Source organism: Moorena sp. SIO4A1 (genome assembly GCF_010672065.1).
Lineage (GTDB): Bacteria > Cyanobacteriota > Cyanobacteriia > Cyanobacteriales > Coleofasciculaceae > Moorena.
The window spans coordinates 183,597-197,859 of the sequence record NZ_JAAHHX010000004.1 but is presented as its reverse complement, the minus strand read 5'-3'; the positions used below and the strand labels follow the sequence as shown (position 1 = coordinate 197,859).

The 14,263-nt window shown below is 44.8% G+C and carries 12 protein-coding genes and 1 tRNA gene; 6 read left to right on the top strand and 7 right to left on the bottom strand.

Annotated elements, in window-relative coordinates; all coding sequences use genetic code 11:
* Positions 1-115: 115 nt before the first annotated feature.
* A complete protein-coding gene (locus F6K53_RS04835) occupies positions 116-1,525 on the bottom strand; it encodes a transposase (RefSeq protein WP_293072230.1) in 1,410 nt (469 codons plus the stop codon).
* Positions 1,526-1,611: 86 nt separating this feature from the next.
* Complete coding sequence (locus F6K53_RS04830) at positions 1,612-4,083, bottom strand: filamentous hemagglutinin N-terminal domain-containing protein (RefSeq protein ID WP_293072231.1); 2,472 nt, start codon at positions 4,081-4,083, stop codon at positions 1,612-1,614.
* A gap of 383 nt (positions 4,084-4,466) precedes the next feature.
* Here F6K53_RS04830 and F6K53_RS04825 point away from each other — a divergent pair, with 383 nt between their 5' ends.
* Positions 4,467-4,940, top strand: a complete 474-nt coding sequence (locus F6K53_RS04825; RefSeq protein ID WP_293040762.1) for a pentapeptide repeat-containing protein — start codon at positions 4,467-4,469, stop codon at positions 4,938-4,940.
* Between the two features lie 301 nt (positions 4,941-5,241).
* A complete protein-coding gene (locus F6K53_RS04820) occupies positions 5,242-5,568 on the top strand; it encodes an antibiotic biosynthesis monooxygenase (RefSeq protein WP_293021490.1) in 327 nt (108 codons plus the stop codon).
* Positions 5,569-5,684: 116 nt separating this feature from the next.
* Here F6K53_RS04820 and F6K53_RS04815 read toward each other — a convergent pair.
* The 5 genes from F6K53_RS04815 to F6K53_RS04795 form a co-directional block, all read right to left on the bottom strand.
* A tRNA-Gly gene (locus F6K53_RS04815) sits at positions 5,685-5,755 on the bottom strand.
* 595 nt (positions 5,756-6,350) lie between these two features.
* Positions 6,351-7,223 (bottom strand): hypothetical protein, encoded by an 873-nt coding sequence (locus F6K53_RS04810; RefSeq protein ID WP_293072232.1) that lies wholly within the window; start codon positions 7,221-7,223, stop codon positions 6,351-6,353.
* A gap of 107 nt (positions 7,224-7,330) precedes the next feature.
* Positions 7,331-8,119, bottom strand: coding sequence for an ABC-2 family transporter protein (locus tag F6K53_RS04805; protein ID WP_293079993.1), 789 nt, complete (start codon positions 8,117-8,119; stop codon positions 7,331-7,333).
* The gene (locus tag F6K53_RS04800) at positions 8,094-8,249 is read right to left on the bottom strand and encodes a hypothetical protein (protein ID WP_293079991.1); all 156 of its coding nucleotides are present in this window, start codon (positions 8,247-8,249) and stop codon (positions 8,094-8,096) included. The genes F6K53_RS04805 and F6K53_RS04800 overlap by 26 nt, the downstream gene beginning before the upstream one ends.
* A gap of 153 nt (positions 8,250-8,402) precedes the next feature.
* Entirely contained in the window at positions 8,403-9,404 is a 1,002-nt protein-coding gene (locus tag F6K53_RS04795) for an ATP-binding cassette domain-containing protein (protein WP_293079988.1), read from the bottom strand.
* Positions 9,405-10,156: 752 nt separating this feature from the next.
* On the opposite strand from F6K53_RS04795, the gene F6K53_RS04790 reads away from it, so the two are divergent.
* The 4 genes from F6K53_RS04790 to F6K53_RS04775 form a co-directional block, all read left to right on the top strand.
* On the top strand, positions 10,157-11,821 hold the full coding sequence (locus F6K53_RS04790; protein WP_293066059.1) for a phage tail sheath C-terminal domain-containing protein: 1,665 nt from the start codon (positions 10,157-10,159) through the stop codon (positions 11,819-11,821).
* A gap of 148 nt (positions 11,822-11,969) precedes the next feature.
* Positions 11,970-12,494 carry a phage tail protein gene (locus F6K53_RS04785; RefSeq protein WP_293021502.1) on the top strand — a complete coding sequence of 175 codons (525 nt, stop codon included), beginning with the start codon at positions 11,970-11,972 and terminating at the stop codon, positions 12,492-12,494.
* 406 nt (positions 12,495-12,900) lie between these two features.
* On the top strand, positions 12,901-13,635 hold the full coding sequence (locus F6K53_RS04780) for a phage baseplate protein (RefSeq protein WP_293066056.1): 735 nt from the start codon (positions 12,901-12,903) through the stop codon (positions 13,633-13,635).
* Positions 13,635-14,263: hypothetical protein (locus F6K53_RS04775; RefSeq protein WP_293066053.1), on the top strand; the 629-nt coding region annotated here is incomplete at its 3' end. The genes F6K53_RS04780 and F6K53_RS04775, both read left to right, overlap by 1 nt.

Genomic DNA, 14,263 nt, shown 5'->3' with positions numbered 1-14,263 from the left:
ATCGAAGAAAAGCAAGTCGCAAAAATAACGTGTTCAAAAGGAATTAGGTGCGCCGTGTACTTGGAGACTTGTTCGCACGGTGCTTAGGGGGCGAAGCGGGGGCAACCCCGCCGACCTACCCAATCCATCCAAGCTCAACTGCATCTAGCAGACTCAGTCCCATACCTTCCAAGAAACGCGCGGTACGGCGCAACAATACTGCTTGAACCTCGGTTTTATTCATGTACCGAGTAATCTCGAAGTCTGTACCCCTAGCAAGGATGTTCTTTGCAGCATTATGGTCAGCCTGCGACACGACCCCATTAAACCTGGTAAAATTGTCCCCGCTTCTTTTGCCCAATAGGGTTCCAGTCACGGAGTCAATTTGCGACGTGTAACTAGGCTGGACTTCTGTAACAACCGACCCAGTCCAATTAGCCCATTTTTCTAAGGAGTCCCGCATTTGACCCTTCATCCAACTATTGAGCTTGCGGGACATTGCTTTGGACTGACGTTTATTTCGGATTGGTTGTGTTAAATCTTCCGCAAATACTTTTAATGATTCTCCCTTGAAAAGGGACTTTGAAGCGGCTCCTATGATAGCTGTAAGTTCTGATTGATTTTGCCTGTATCGCTTATTTTCTGTCTTTCTAGTTAAGTTATTTTTAAGAATGCGAGCCGACTTAGCTGGGTCGATTTTTTCCAGTTTTCTATGAATCGCCCAAAGTTTTCCTCTATTACGATTCTTAGCACATATTCGATTGGACTTCTTAGTTGCGGCAAAACCTAGATTCTCTCCGTGCGCCTGGCCATCTGAATCATAGAAAGCCTCAGTGTATCCCTTGTCTACCCCAATAGCTCGGCGGTCGGCAGGAATCTCTACAGTCCCATAGTCTACTAAAAAATGGATTTCAAATCTTTCTAGAAGCTGGTTGTATATCAGCCTGATCTGACCTTTGATTTTTCGATTAGACCTAACGACTATTTTGTTTCTTTTTCCTCTCCTTAGCCCAGCTAGTTCTAACTGGTAAGTGTTACGAGAGAGTCGTTTGCAGTTATAGCCTACTTGTTGATAAACTATCTGATTTTTGACCCAAGAGTGCCCTCGTTTAAACTCCTTTCTAACAAGCCTGTGAAGAAGTGGTAATCGCTGAAAAGCTAAGGTCTTAAGCTGTTTGTAAAGTTCTTTTCTGGTCTTTTGATTGTCCTTCCCCGGAAATCTTTTGTAGATTTTCTTGATTACCGCATCGGTACAGGCCGCCTGGCTCGCTGTAATGGCTTTCGCTACATCATTAATAGTCCAATCCATTAACTTAGCAGGTAGCCCCAAGGTATCGGGAGTCCTGAAGCTCTTCACTTCCGGGATAGCCTTTTTCCAGTCAAGGCTCCAGTGACTGATGCTACCTAATTTGTTGTAAGACTCAGATCTAACAATGCCTAACTTTTTCATAGTAGACAGCAACTCAATTTCAACCGACTTGGTTATCCCCACCACAGGGACGATTTGAGTCGATCTCCTTTTTGCTACTCCAAATGTTCTTGGCATCGTCACAAAACTCTGTGTCAATTGTCTCGATTATACTCTAGCGCTAAGTAAATGTCAATGTCTATTTTGTGATATTAAATACCGTTTTATCCCGTTTTTTTGCTACTTAATTGCGCGACCAGGATTCCTGGCAATTCGTTTAAGCCTGAGGTGGGGTCTACCTGTAAGATGTTGAGTATGACTTCACCGTTGAAGGATGGGCCAAGTTCAGACGTGGCAGTGATGTCATTGTCTGGAGTGAGACGCTCTCGAAATTCTAGACCAAAGATGCCTTTGGCATTAATGGTAACACTACCTCCTGAGCCTTGTTGAGCATTGGCGGTGATGTCGCTATTTCCCAGACCGACTAGGGTATCAGTATCAATTTCTATATTTCCCCCAGTGGTTGTATTCTGAGCGTCAGTTAGAATCAAGCTTCGGTTGAGGAGTCGGATGTCACGGGAAAAGAGTTTAATATTGCTGTCGTCTCCTCCTGCTGTTTCTGCTGTGATCCTGCTATTGTTGTCAAGGAAGATGGAGTTGGCATTAATCTTTACCTCGCCTGCTGAACTGCCCTGTTCAAAACTTCTAGCACTAACTTCTGCTCCATCAGAGATGATTAACTTGTCAGTGGTAATATTCAAAAACCTTCCGGCATTTCCTGTTGCTTCTCGATTAGCTTGAATAAATAAGCCGCTGCGAGACCGACCATCCGCTGAGGTACCAATCAGTTTAACCGTAGAAGAAGCATCTACAGTCAAATTTCCCCCGTCCCCTTGACCAAGAGTCCTAGCTGAAACAGCTGCTCCATCAGAGACAATTAACTCCCCAGTGGTAATCTTCAAATCTCCCGCATTTTTTGTCCCTTCAGTTTGAGTAAACAAGCCGCTGATAAACCGAGCATCAGCTGAAGTACCAATCAGTTTAATCTTAGAAGAAGCATCCACAATCAAATCTCCCCCGTCCCCTTCACCAAGAGTCCTAGCTGAAACAAATGCTCCATCAGAGACGATTAACTCCCCAGTGGTAATCTTCAACTCTCCCCCATTTCCTCTCCCAAAAGTTTGAGTAAACAAGCCGCTGAAAAACCGACCATTGGCTGAGCTACCAATCAGTTGAACAGTAGAGTCGGCATCCACAGTCAAATCTGCTCCGTCCCCTTCACCAAAAGTGCTAGCTGAAACAAGTGCTCCATCAGAGACGATTAACTCCCCAGTGGTAATCTTCAACTCTCCCCCATTTCCTCTCCCTAGAGTTCGAGTAAACAAACCGCTGGCAAACCGACCATCAGCTGAGGTACCAATCAGTTGAGTCGAGTCGGCATTAACAGTCAAAGTTCCGCTGTCCCCTTCACCGATTGTGCTAGCTGAAACAAATGCTCCATCAGAGACAATTAACTCCCCAGTGGTAATACTCAAATTTTGCGCATTTCCTGACCCAAAAGTTTCAGCAAACAAGCCACTGGGAAACGTCTCATCGGCTGAGATACCAATCACTTTAACAGTAGAGGAGACATTCAAAGTCAAATCTCCGCTATCCCCTTCACCAAAAGTGCTAGCTGAAACAAATGCTCCATCAGAAACAATTAACTCCCCAGTGGTAATACTCACATCTCCACCCTGTCCTGAGCTAAATACATCCGTAGTTATTAGAGAACCACCCTCAAGACTGAACTGTGAAGCTCGAACCTCTATCCCACCGCCACTGCCACTCCCTTCGGTATCCGCAAACATAAAAGAGCGATCGCGTAAACTCACATTAGCCCCCTGCACCTGGATACTCCCACCACTTTCGCCACTGGTAATGACAAAAGCACGATCGGACAAACTAATATCCTGAAACTCTTGAACTGCTGAATAATCCAACACCAAACTCGTATCGGTTGGGGTCAAGTTCACCACACCAAATGCACCAACACTCCCCAGCTCAATCCGTCCATCCAATGCAGCTAGAACAGCACCAGGAAGATTAACCTCACCACCAATCAGCCCTAAGGTTTGACCATTTGGTACCCGAAACAGACTAGATTGATTAGTAATACTTCCTGGATTTGATCCATATTGCAACCCAGATGGTATATTAATAGTCAACAACGGTTTATCATTGGGATTTTTAGTGCTGAAAACTTTACCATCTTCAAACAAAACACTCTCAGCAGTACTCCAAAAAAATGAACCTCCCACATCCAGTCTGCTATTGGGACCAAAGACAATACCGTTGGGATTGATCAAAAATAAATTAGCATTTCCCAATACTCCTAGAGTCCCCAAAATATTGGAAACATTACCTCCGGTTACCCGACTCAGGATGTTGGCAACTCCAGCAGGATTATCAAAATAAGCTCCTGCGAGCTCGGCTACATTAAAATCTGAAAAGCTGTGGAATAGATTACTGTCTCTAATCGCCCCACCTTCAATTAAATCTATTACAATTCCGTTAATATTGAGATTGGTTACCACAGAGCTTTCATTCCCCAGGGTATTATCTGGGGTAATTTGCCCTAATGCCGTAGTTGCAGCTAGTAGAGAATACAGCAACACGCTAGTTGCTGGCACCAGTGGGGAAATCCGAGGTTTCATAGTAATCAATAAGCTACCGAGTTTTCGGATTATTTCATAAAATTTACTTCAGCTTGATTGATTTACAAATTCTTTAAAAAAAATTTAATTAAAATTTACAATAAAAGGGAGCAGGGAGCCTCGGAGCAGGGAGTCGGGAGTCGGGAGTCGGGAGTCGGGAGTCGGGAATAAAATTATTTGCCTATTGCCTATTGCCTCCCCCCCTTACGCGCGGGGGGTTAGGGGGGATTCCTCTTGCCTTGCCCGTAGCACTATATCAACTCCCTAACTAACCTTAACAAATCACCTTAACAAATCATTAGAATCCCGCACCACTAATGGGTTATAATGGAATTGGGATGAAGAAATACATCCTAATGATATAACTTCTAGGGAGGCCAAAAATGAAATTCAATATTTTGGCAACGTTAACTTTAGTCGCTTCTCTGTTCTTCACTGGTTCAGCAGTAGCTGAGAACCCAGACCAGGTGCAACAGTTGCTCTTAACTGGTGCATGTGAAGGATGTAATTTAAAAGGAGCGGATCTATCGGGTGCACATCTACTAGGCGCTGATTTGAGGAATGCTAACCTGCAAGGAGCAAACTTAATCGAAGCCAACCTAGAAGGTGCTGACCTGACTGGTGCCAACTTAAACGGGGCTAACTTAACCCAAGCCTTTGTCACCAATGCCAGTTTAAACTGTGCTAATCTCAACCAAGTGAATTTGACAGCAGCCAAGCTTTACGACACCGATGTGTCTGGAGCTGTCATGAACAACATTACCTTAACTGATGCCGAGATATTTGAAACTGGCATTGGCATTGGTGGTAGTGGCGAGGAATTCAATTTCAATGTCGAGTGTAGAGTAGATTCTTGACACTCTCTAATTCCTACTAATGATTCTTACCAAAAATTTTTGCTAAGGGCGGGAGCGAATAGCGCTTTCCGCCATTTTAGTTTAAGTCTTGCTTGTAGGGTGGGCAAAAATAGTTTGGTTTTTTTGAGTATTCTAGATTAGAGAACTTTGCCCACCCTACTACTGACCACTGACTGCTGACTGCTGACTGCTGTTCGCGTAGCGCATATGCTTACAAAGATGCAGCTATGGGAATCTGTGCAGCTCAACCATTAGCTGTTACGATCGGGAACTAACCCAGAAAATCCCAGGGGAGGGAAAGTTGACCGAATTTCTAGATTTTCTTAAGCACAAGTATGCTTATGTTGCCGTTGGTGAATTCAAGCCAGGCAAATTTCAAGAAGCTCAGGATCTTTACGAGAAAGCTGTATCTACCTATATCCAAGGGTTCAAAGGAGCTTACCTACTGCAAGAACCTGGAACCGATCGGGGGATTGCCGTGATATTTTGGGAAAGTATAGCGGATATGGAAGATAATCAAAGTGAGGCTTATCAGGCGATCTTAAACCAAATGTCTCACTTGTTTACCAAAGCTCCCACCACATCTTTCTACGAAGTGTGCAGTGAAATCCAGCCTCCGAATTCTTAATTCTCAATTCTTAATTCTCAATTCTTAATTCTCAAGACTCATGCGATCGCAAACGGTCATGCTAGTTGCAGAAGTGCGATCGCATTAAACTACCAATAATATATTTTTATATCTAGAGCGGATGGGGGGAATCGAACCCCCATCATCAGCTTGGAAGGCTGAGGTTTTACCACTAAACTACATCCGCATTGTTTCGTGTACTTCTTGCATCATAACATAACAAAATCAAAGTGCAACATTTTTTAGTTCAAAATTCTGGACTCTTCCGAGATCCGCTGTTCCCTGCTCCCTTCCCCCCTTACGGGCGGGGGGTTAGGGGGGATCCGCTGCTCCCTGCTCCCTAAAAAAATGACCAAAAATTTTGGGTCTCAAGCCCCGTCCTTCTAGGACGGCTTTTAAGTAGAGTATGTTATAATAAACATGTAGCCTAGTACAGGTAGGATTCGTCGGTACTGCCAATTTAAAAACAACGACGTAAAGCGATACTAGTACACGAGGAGCGAAAAACCTCGCCAAAACGCATGGATCTGCCACGGATACCGAAAACCAGTAAAATAGCAAATTGAAATACAAACGTACCGTGGGGCACACGGAAACTGAGAAAACTCAACGCTTAGGGAGATAAGCCCACTGGGGTTAGTTAAATTAGGCTAGGTATTTGGTTTTTAAACGGATATTGGGCTTAAATATTGCCTTTCCTGGATAACTAATTTTAAGGCATGTCGATGAACTAAGAATCCCCGCTCTTATAGGGCGGGGAGTGTCAAAACTACTATAAATCACTAATCACTAATGGTGAGTTGGAAGCGATACGCTTGCACAACTGGTTGACCTGCCATGTAAGTAGGGGCAAACAACCAATCCCAAATCACCTGCTGAGCTAGTTGCTGAGCCTGATCACTACTAATCTTGCCTTGCTGCACTTGAATATAGTCCGCTAGCAGTTCCGGTTTCCCATTGGAATCAATTAATAGCACCACCTTCAACACTAACTCTTCCGATAAATCAATACCTGTCAAATTCAGCTCCTTAGCGGAAAATTCGGATTTGTTAGCTGGTAGAGGTAGAGCCAATTGGTCTGGAATATCCCGATTCGGATTAGTCAGACCAAAGTTACTCATCTTAGCCACAAAGCTATCTTTTGATGCCGACTCTTCCGGGATGCTGGAAGCCGGTGGCTGAATCGGTGGTGCCAGAGGTAAGGGTGAAGGTAGGGGCGTTGGGATTACTGGAATCGGCTTAACAGGAGTGATCGGAGTTGTTGGTTCAGGTGAGGGGACAGGTATAGTTAATTGATAATCTGTTGGCGGTGCTAAGTCTTTAACTGGTAAGATATCCTCTGTCGGTGTTGGCTTTACCTCACCCTCAGTGGCCTCAATGGTAGAGTTAGAGACAGTTTGGTGATTAAGATTCCGATCTGACCTAGGACTGGTGAGAGCTAAATCAATGGTTTGATCGATTAGAGCTGTTGATGGGTCTTCTGGTGATGTCTCTTGCTCAGCTATATCTTCCGGAATGATATCAATCAGATCAATGGCAATCAAATCCTGACTGGGTTGCGAACTCTCGAAGCGCCCCATCAAGAGCATAGACACTATCCACAAGAAGCATAGATGAATGACAATAGATGCCAAAACCATTGCCAACCATAACATTGGCCCGTTAAAGTTACGTGGTTCAGGTAAATTAGGGGAATCATTTGGGGGCAAAAGTTTTAGGGTCATTCGTAGCTAGAGCGTTGGTCGAGAAATGCAATATAATATTAAGCTCCCATCCCAGAATAATGCTTTAACCCCTTACGCCATAACCAGCGGTTGACTAGGAAAAATATTAAACTCCAACCTATAATCACCAACATTCCCCCCACCACATTCACAGGTAAACCAATCAACAGTGCTGCTGGGAAGTGAATCAGATAAGGGTAGGGTGTCCACTGGGCAATTTCCCTGACCAAAGGAGGAAAGACTTCCAACGGAGCAATTAACCCAGAAAGGAATAAGTAGAGCAAAAATGATAATTCTTCAATAGCACTAGCCCGTTCTGTCCAAAAGGCGAACATGGCAAAGGTATACTGCATCAAAAAGCGTAGGGCAAAGCTCATTGCCACCACCAGGCAACCGAGTAACAGATTGCCAAGATTCGGTACCCAAGCTGCTTCGGGATACAGCAGGAAAAACAAACCGATTAGCCCTAGGTTAAACGGCATACGGATAAATCGTTCTGCTAAGTGAGCGGCTACCTGATGCCACACTGGATCAATTGGCTGTAGTAATCGTGGGGAAAGCTTCCCTTGCAACACTTGTTCTTGAAATTCGAAAATCACCCATACCAAGTTGAACTGGCGGATAAAAAACACTGAGATAAAGTAACGGGCAAATTCTATAGAATTCAGACCAAATTCTGCTTCTTGGGATGCCTTGGTCCAAATCCCCATTAGAATCAGAGGTAACAGATTCGACAGTACCCAAAAAAATATTTCTGCCCGATACTCCATCATATGGGCGTAATAAACACTGAGGAAGGTTTTAATGATTTTTATCGCACGCTTCATTTATTTTTGAGGGTAGGGAGTAGGGAGCAGGGAGCAGGGAGTAGGGAGTAGGGAGTAGGGAGTAGGGAGTAGGGAGTAGGGAGTAGGGAGTAGGGAGTAGGGAGTAGGGAGTAGGAAATTTATACTCCAAAAATTCTCAATTCTTAATTCTCAATTCTCAATTCTCAATTCTCAATTCTCAATTCTTAATTCTTAATTCTTAATTCTTAATTCTTAATTCTTAATTCTTAATTCTTAATTCTTAATTCTTAATTCTTAATTCTTAATTCTGCTGCAGCGAAGTTCACTCTACTACTCCTGCCTGGAAAACACGACCAATAACTTCTTCAATGGGAGGGTCAGTTACGCTTAAATCTATCACCTCCAGCTCAGCGAGAATCCGAGCCACAGTCTCGGTAAGCACTTCCCGACGCACTAGGAAACGCACGTGGTGACCATCCACTTCTTTGAGTTCACCATAGCGCTGTAAAGAGGTTTCCTGGCCAGTTTTTACCTCAGGTAACGGCTGGGCAAGTTCTACCGTGATGTCACGATAGGGAGCAAAGCGGCCAAGTAATCCGTCTAGAGACCCATCGTAAATCAGCCTACCTTGATGGATTAATAGCACCCGTTGGCAAAGAGCAGTGATATCAGCCATGTAATGACTGGTTAAGAGTATTGTTGCTCCTGTGTGTTGGTTGTACTCCCGTAAGAAATCCCGTACGGCCAATTGAGCATTGACATCTAATCCCAAAGTAGGTTCATCTAAAAATAGGACTTGGGGCTGGTGTAGTAGTGCTGCTAGTAGTTCCGCTTTCATGCGCTCTCCTAGGGAGAGTTTTCTTACTGGCTGAGTCAGTTTCCCTTCTAGGGACAGCATCTCGGTAAGTTCCCCAACTCGATACTTATAGTCAGTATCAGAAATACCATAGACAGCGGCATTGATTCTCAGGGAATCTAGGGCTGGTAAGTCCCAAAGCAACTGTTGCTTCTGCCCCATAACTAGGGTAATTTTTTTCAAAAAGCCTGGTTGACGTCGTTTGGGAATGTAATCCACAACTCTGACTCGACCCTGAGACGGATGAATCAGTCCAGTGAGCATCTTGAGAGTAGTGGTTTTGCCAGCACCATTGGGCCCTAAGAATCCCACTACTTCTCCAAAGCCAATTTCAAAGGAAACGTCTTGGACAGCTTTGACTGAACGGTAGGTACGGCGGAAGAAATGGTTTAAGGTACCTTTTAGCCCTGGTTGTTTAATTGCTACTGGGTAGATTTTGCTGAGGTTTTCGACAATAACAATAGACATATAGGAAACAGAACAGGGAGTAGGGAGTAGGGAATAGGGAATAGGGAGTAGGGAGTAGGGAGTAGGAAGTAGGGAGTAGGGAGTCGGGAGTCGGGAGTCGGGAGTCGGGAGTCGGGAGTCGGGAGTCGGGAGTCGGGAGTAGAATAGTTGGCTTTTAACCTAAGCTATTGATTATTGCCAATTAAGGTTAAGGTTATCGAATTTTCCTTGTTACATCATCTGCTGCCAATGGCTATATGATCAACGATACCCAGCTTGGAACGATGTCAGACTTGATTAACTCACCTAGTTTGCCATTTTGGGAGTACAGTTGACTAGGGATTGATTACTCAATTAGGAAAAGCGATCGCGTAACGTGACCTACGGTCAATCGCATTTACCTGTTCGTCTTCTGATTTCCCTACTCCCTACTCCCTACTCCCTACTCCCTACTCCCTAATGCGATCGCGTAGCGTGGCCTACGGCCAATCGCGAAGCGTGACCTTTCGGGCAAAGCCCAACGCTTCGCGAACGGCCAATCGCATTTACCTGTTCGTCTTCTGATTTCCCTACTCCCTACTCCCTACTCCCTACTCCCTACTCCCTACTCCCTACTCCCTACTCCCTACTCCCTACTCCCTAATGCGATCGCATAATTTGTTTCTGTGGGAGTTTGACACACTATCCATTAATTAGCTAAAAAGGAGTGTCGCCCTACCGCCTCTAGGGTGGCATTAGCTGGCAGATGTAATTACTCAGAGGAAAAAGTTACCATGCCGATTACACCGACTTATCCAGGTGTTTACATCGAAGAAATTCCCAGTGGAGTCCGGACAATCACTGGAATTGCGACTTCGATTACGGCGTTCATAGGTCGTGCTCTTAGAGGACCTGTGGATGAAGCTGTGCTAATTAACAGCTACGGAGATTTTGAGCGCAGGTTTGGTGGATTGTGGGTAGATAGTACCCTCGGTTTCGCTGTACGGGATTTCTACCTCAATGGCGGTAGCCAAGCGGTGATTGTGCGCCTTTACCAACCAGATGCTGACCCGGCCAAATCACTAGCAACTTTGACCCTAGGTAGTGCTCCCAATACTCTGACCCTAGAAGCTGCCTCCGAAGGTGCCTGGGGGAATAATTTACGAGCCAGGATTGACCATGACTTGGCGGTGAGTGACGCACAGGCAATAAGCGAAAAATTGTTCAATCTATCGGTTCAGGATACCAGCACCGGTGAGATTGAAACATTCCGCAACGTTTCGGTGATGCCTGGACATGCTCGCCAAGTGGATAACGTTCTGAAAAACCAATCTAAGTTGGTGCGGGTATCTGGTGCTCTGCCAGCGGAACGACCGGATGATAGTGATGCTGCCCTCAATCAAGCTATTGCCACGGGAAGCGCCCCTGGGGCAACTGATGCTGAGAAACAGGCACAAGCAACTGCTGAAGCAGAATTGAAAAAGGACCCCTTCGAGAGTGCTCAGCGGTCAACTGGGGTAGCTGATGCTGATAAAGCAAGTGATGGTCAGGCTCTGACGGAGGCTAACTTTACTGGCTCAGGCACTGAAGCCAACAAAACAGGATTGTATGCCCTTGAACAAGCAGACCTGTTTAGCTTGCTTTGCATCCCTCCCTACAACAGCACTAATGATGTGGATGCCAGCTTGATTGATGCAGCGATCGCTTATTGTCAAAAACGACGGGCGATGCTGTTGATTGATCCTCCTAGCACTTGGACTGATAAGGATAAAGCCAAAACTGGGATTAAATCCGAGGTAGGCAGTACCAGTGAAAATGCCGCCATTTTCTTCCCACGTCTGAAACAGGCGAACCCCCTTAAAGATAATCAAGTGGAAGAGTTTGTGCCCTGTGGCACCGTGGCCGGGGTCTTTTCTCGTACAGATGGTGACCGAGGGATTTGGAAAGCACCGGCTGGTTTGGAAGCAACCCTAGTGGGAGTGCCACAGTTGAGTGTTTCCCTAACTGATGCGGAAAATGGTGAGTTGAACCAGCTTGGGATTAACTGTTTGCGCACAATGCCAGCAGCAGGTCGGGTAATCTGGGGCTCACGGACACGGGTTGGTGATGACCGTCTGGCTTCGGAGTGGAAGTATATCCCCGTGCGCAGGCTAGCCCTTTACCTACAAGAAAGCCTTTACCGTGGTACCCAATGGGTAGTATTTGAACCGAACGATGAACCCCTTTGGTCTCAGATTCGACTAAATCTAGGCGCGTTTATGAACAATCTATTTCGTCAGGGAGCCTTCCAAGGTAAGTCCCCTGCGGAAGCCTATTTCGTCAAATGTGATAAGGAAACTACTACCCAGGATGATATCAATCTGGGAATTGTGAATATCATGGTGGGTTTTGCTCCCTTGAAACCAGCGGAATTTGTAATTATTAAGTTCCAGCAGCTAGCTGGACAAAGTGGTGCCTAATACCAAATTGTGATCAAAAGACGGGGAGATCAGGAGATTTATAGGCTCTGCTCTGGACATCTCCGAAGACATCCCTGGAATTAATTGATTTAAGACAGTTAATACCAAGTATCAAAGCAATTTGGGATAAGCATAATTAGGAGGAAATATGGCTCAATTTAGTGTTAATGCCCAGCGTTTTGACCCCTATAAAACCTTCAAATTCCGGGTCAAGTGGGATGGCAGATATGTAGCTGGTGTCAGCAGAGTAGGTGCTCTCAGACGCAGCACTGAAGTGATTCAACACCGTGAGGGTGGTGACCCCAGTAGCCAACGCATGTCACCAGGACAAACTAATTATGAAGCGATTACCCTAGAACGTGGTGTTACCCACGACCCAGAGTTTGAGAAATGGGCCAACAAGGTTTGGAACTACGGCTCTGGCTTAGGTGCTGAAGTCTCTCTGAAGGACTTTCGCAAAGACATTATCATCGAATTGATGAATGAGGCAGGACAAGTAGCGATCGCATACAAAGTTTATCGTTGCTGGGTCTCAGAATATGAGGCACTGCCTGACCTAGATGCTAACGACAATGCCGTAGCCATTCAAAACATTACCCTGCAAAATGAGGGTTGGGAACGTGACTATGAAGTGACTGAGCCAGAAGAGCCTACTTTCACTGAACCTAGCTAATCTTAAAGGTTAGCTGATTGTTCGCCTTTGGCGTTTTTTTTATTTAACTAGTACTGCTGTGCGGAATTCAAAATTCAAAATTCAAAGTTCAAAATTATTACATGTTTAATATATAACAGTTTTGCTCGTTTTGAATGGTATATTGATTTCCGCTATGCTGTACTATAATAGTAACTATAAACTACGTCACTGTCACTATCAAAAATTCTTAATTCTTAATTCTTAATTCTTAATTCTTAATTCTTAATTCTTAATTCAACTTGGTGGTGCGTTACGGTGCGGGCTATCCCAATACTGGCCCTCGGGGTTAAACATCAGGGCGAGCCCGCCCCTAACGCACCCTACGCACTAAATTCTAAATTCTAAATTCTAAATTCTTAATTCTAAATTCTTAATTCTTAATTCTATGCGATCGCTATCCGCTGATAAGATTATAAAATGTTGGGAAATTGGACAAGTTCAGCATCCTCTAGACCGGGCGCTGACCTTGCTAAGATTTGCTTTTCCCGACAAGTCGGCGGTTGAGCTAGCTTCCCTTAGTATTGGACAACGGGATGGATATCTGTTGAGTTTAAGGGAAATTACCTTTGGACCGAAACTCAATAGTTTTGCCGAATGTCCCAATTGTCGTGAGCGTCTGGAATTCACGATGAATGTAGGAGATATGCGCTTGGTTGACCCTTTTGAATCAAAGCAGCAAGAGTATCAAACTACAGTGAATGGGTATAGGTTACAATTTCGTTTGCCCAACAGTTGGGATTTAGCAACGATTGTAAACTATACCGATGAGACTACTGCCTCGAAATTTCTGGGAAAGCGCTGTTTGCTAGAGGCTAGCTATGATGGGATGAGGGTTGCCTATGAGGATTTGCCTAGGTCAGTAGTGACTCAACTGGCAGAGCAAATAGCTGAATGTGACCCCCAGGGGGAAATGTTGTTAAACCTCAATTGTCCTGCTTGTGGTCACGGCTGGCAGGTTTTGTTTGATATCGTTTCCTTTTTCTGGATCGAACTTAGTGCTCAGGCCAAGCGCTTACTCAGACAGGTGCATCGACTGGCTCGTTTCTATGGGTGGCGAGAGGCAGATATCCTATCTATGAGTACAGTACGACGACAGTTTTATTTGGAATTGATTGACTAATGGCTGACTTTCTTACTGGCCTGGCTAGGCGTACTTTAGGGTTAACTCCAGTGGTGCAACCGATGATTGCTTCGGTGTTTGCCAACAATGCTAACAATTTAATGATGGCTGCTGACTATTCTTCAGTTTGGGAACAGGAATCTGAATCACTAAGGGAACAGGCAACAGGGAACAGAGAAGGGGAACAGGCAATAGGCAATAGGGAAGTTTCACTGTTGGAGTCATCGGCAGAGTTAGTTGAACAGAGTCTGCCAGAGGGGCAAGCTAATTTAGAAGCATCCTATCCTCAACAGCAAGACCAGCTAAGGGAAATACCTTTGGCTGAGGATGAGCAACCGATAAATAAGATAACTAACCAGATAAGTAATCATCTCACTAGCCCTAACTACTCCGAATCCTTGCTATCATCAGGGATTAATCTTAACTATACCGATAGCAGCACTGACAATAAAATAAGTGATAATCCAACTAGGGATAATTATCAGCAATCTTTGCTATCACCAGAGATTACTCCTAACTATACCGAGAGCAGTAGCAACAAGATAAGTGCTCATCCCACTAGCCCTAATTACCAGCAATCTTTGATAGCACCAATTGCTGCTGAAATCGATAGCAGCACTAACGATAA

What these genes read in the sequence shown, in the direction of transcription:
- F6K53_RS04835 (WP_293072230.1), bottom strand. Translation starts at nt 1,525, where the DNA reads ATGCCAAGAACATTTGGAGTAGCAAAAAGGAGATCGACTCAAATCGTC.
- F6K53_RS04830 (WP_293072231.1), bottom strand. Translation starts at nt 4,083, where the DNA reads ATGAAACCTCGGATTTCCCCACTGGTGCCAGCAACTAGCGTGTTGCTG.
- F6K53_RS04825 (WP_293040762.1), top strand. Translation starts at nt 4,467, where the DNA reads ATGAAATTCAATATTTTGGCAACGTTAACTTTAGTCGCTTCTCTGTTC.
- F6K53_RS04810 (WP_293072232.1), bottom strand. Translation starts at nt 7,223, where the DNA reads ATGTTATGGTTGGCAATGGTTTTGGCATCTATTGTCATTCATCTATGC.
- F6K53_RS04805 (WP_293079993.1), bottom strand. Translation starts at nt 8,119, where the DNA reads ATGAAGCGTGCGATAAAAATCATTAAAACCTTCCTCAGTGTTTATTAC.
- F6K53_RS04795 (WP_293079988.1), bottom strand. Translation starts at nt 9,404, where the DNA reads ATGTCTATTGTTATTGTCGAAAACCTCAGCAAAATCTACCCAGTAGCA.
- F6K53_RS04790 (WP_293066059.1), top strand. Translation starts at nt 10,157, where the DNA reads ATGCCGATTACACCGACTTATCCAGGTGTTTACATCGAAGAAATTCCC.
- F6K53_RS04785 (WP_293021502.1), top strand. Translation starts at nt 11,970, where the DNA reads ATGGCTCAATTTAGTGTTAATGCCCAGCGTTTTGACCCCTATAAAACC.
- F6K53_RS04780 (WP_293066056.1), top strand. Translation starts at nt 12,901, where the DNA reads ATGCGATCGCTATCCGCTGATAAGATTATAAAATGTTGGGAAATTGGA.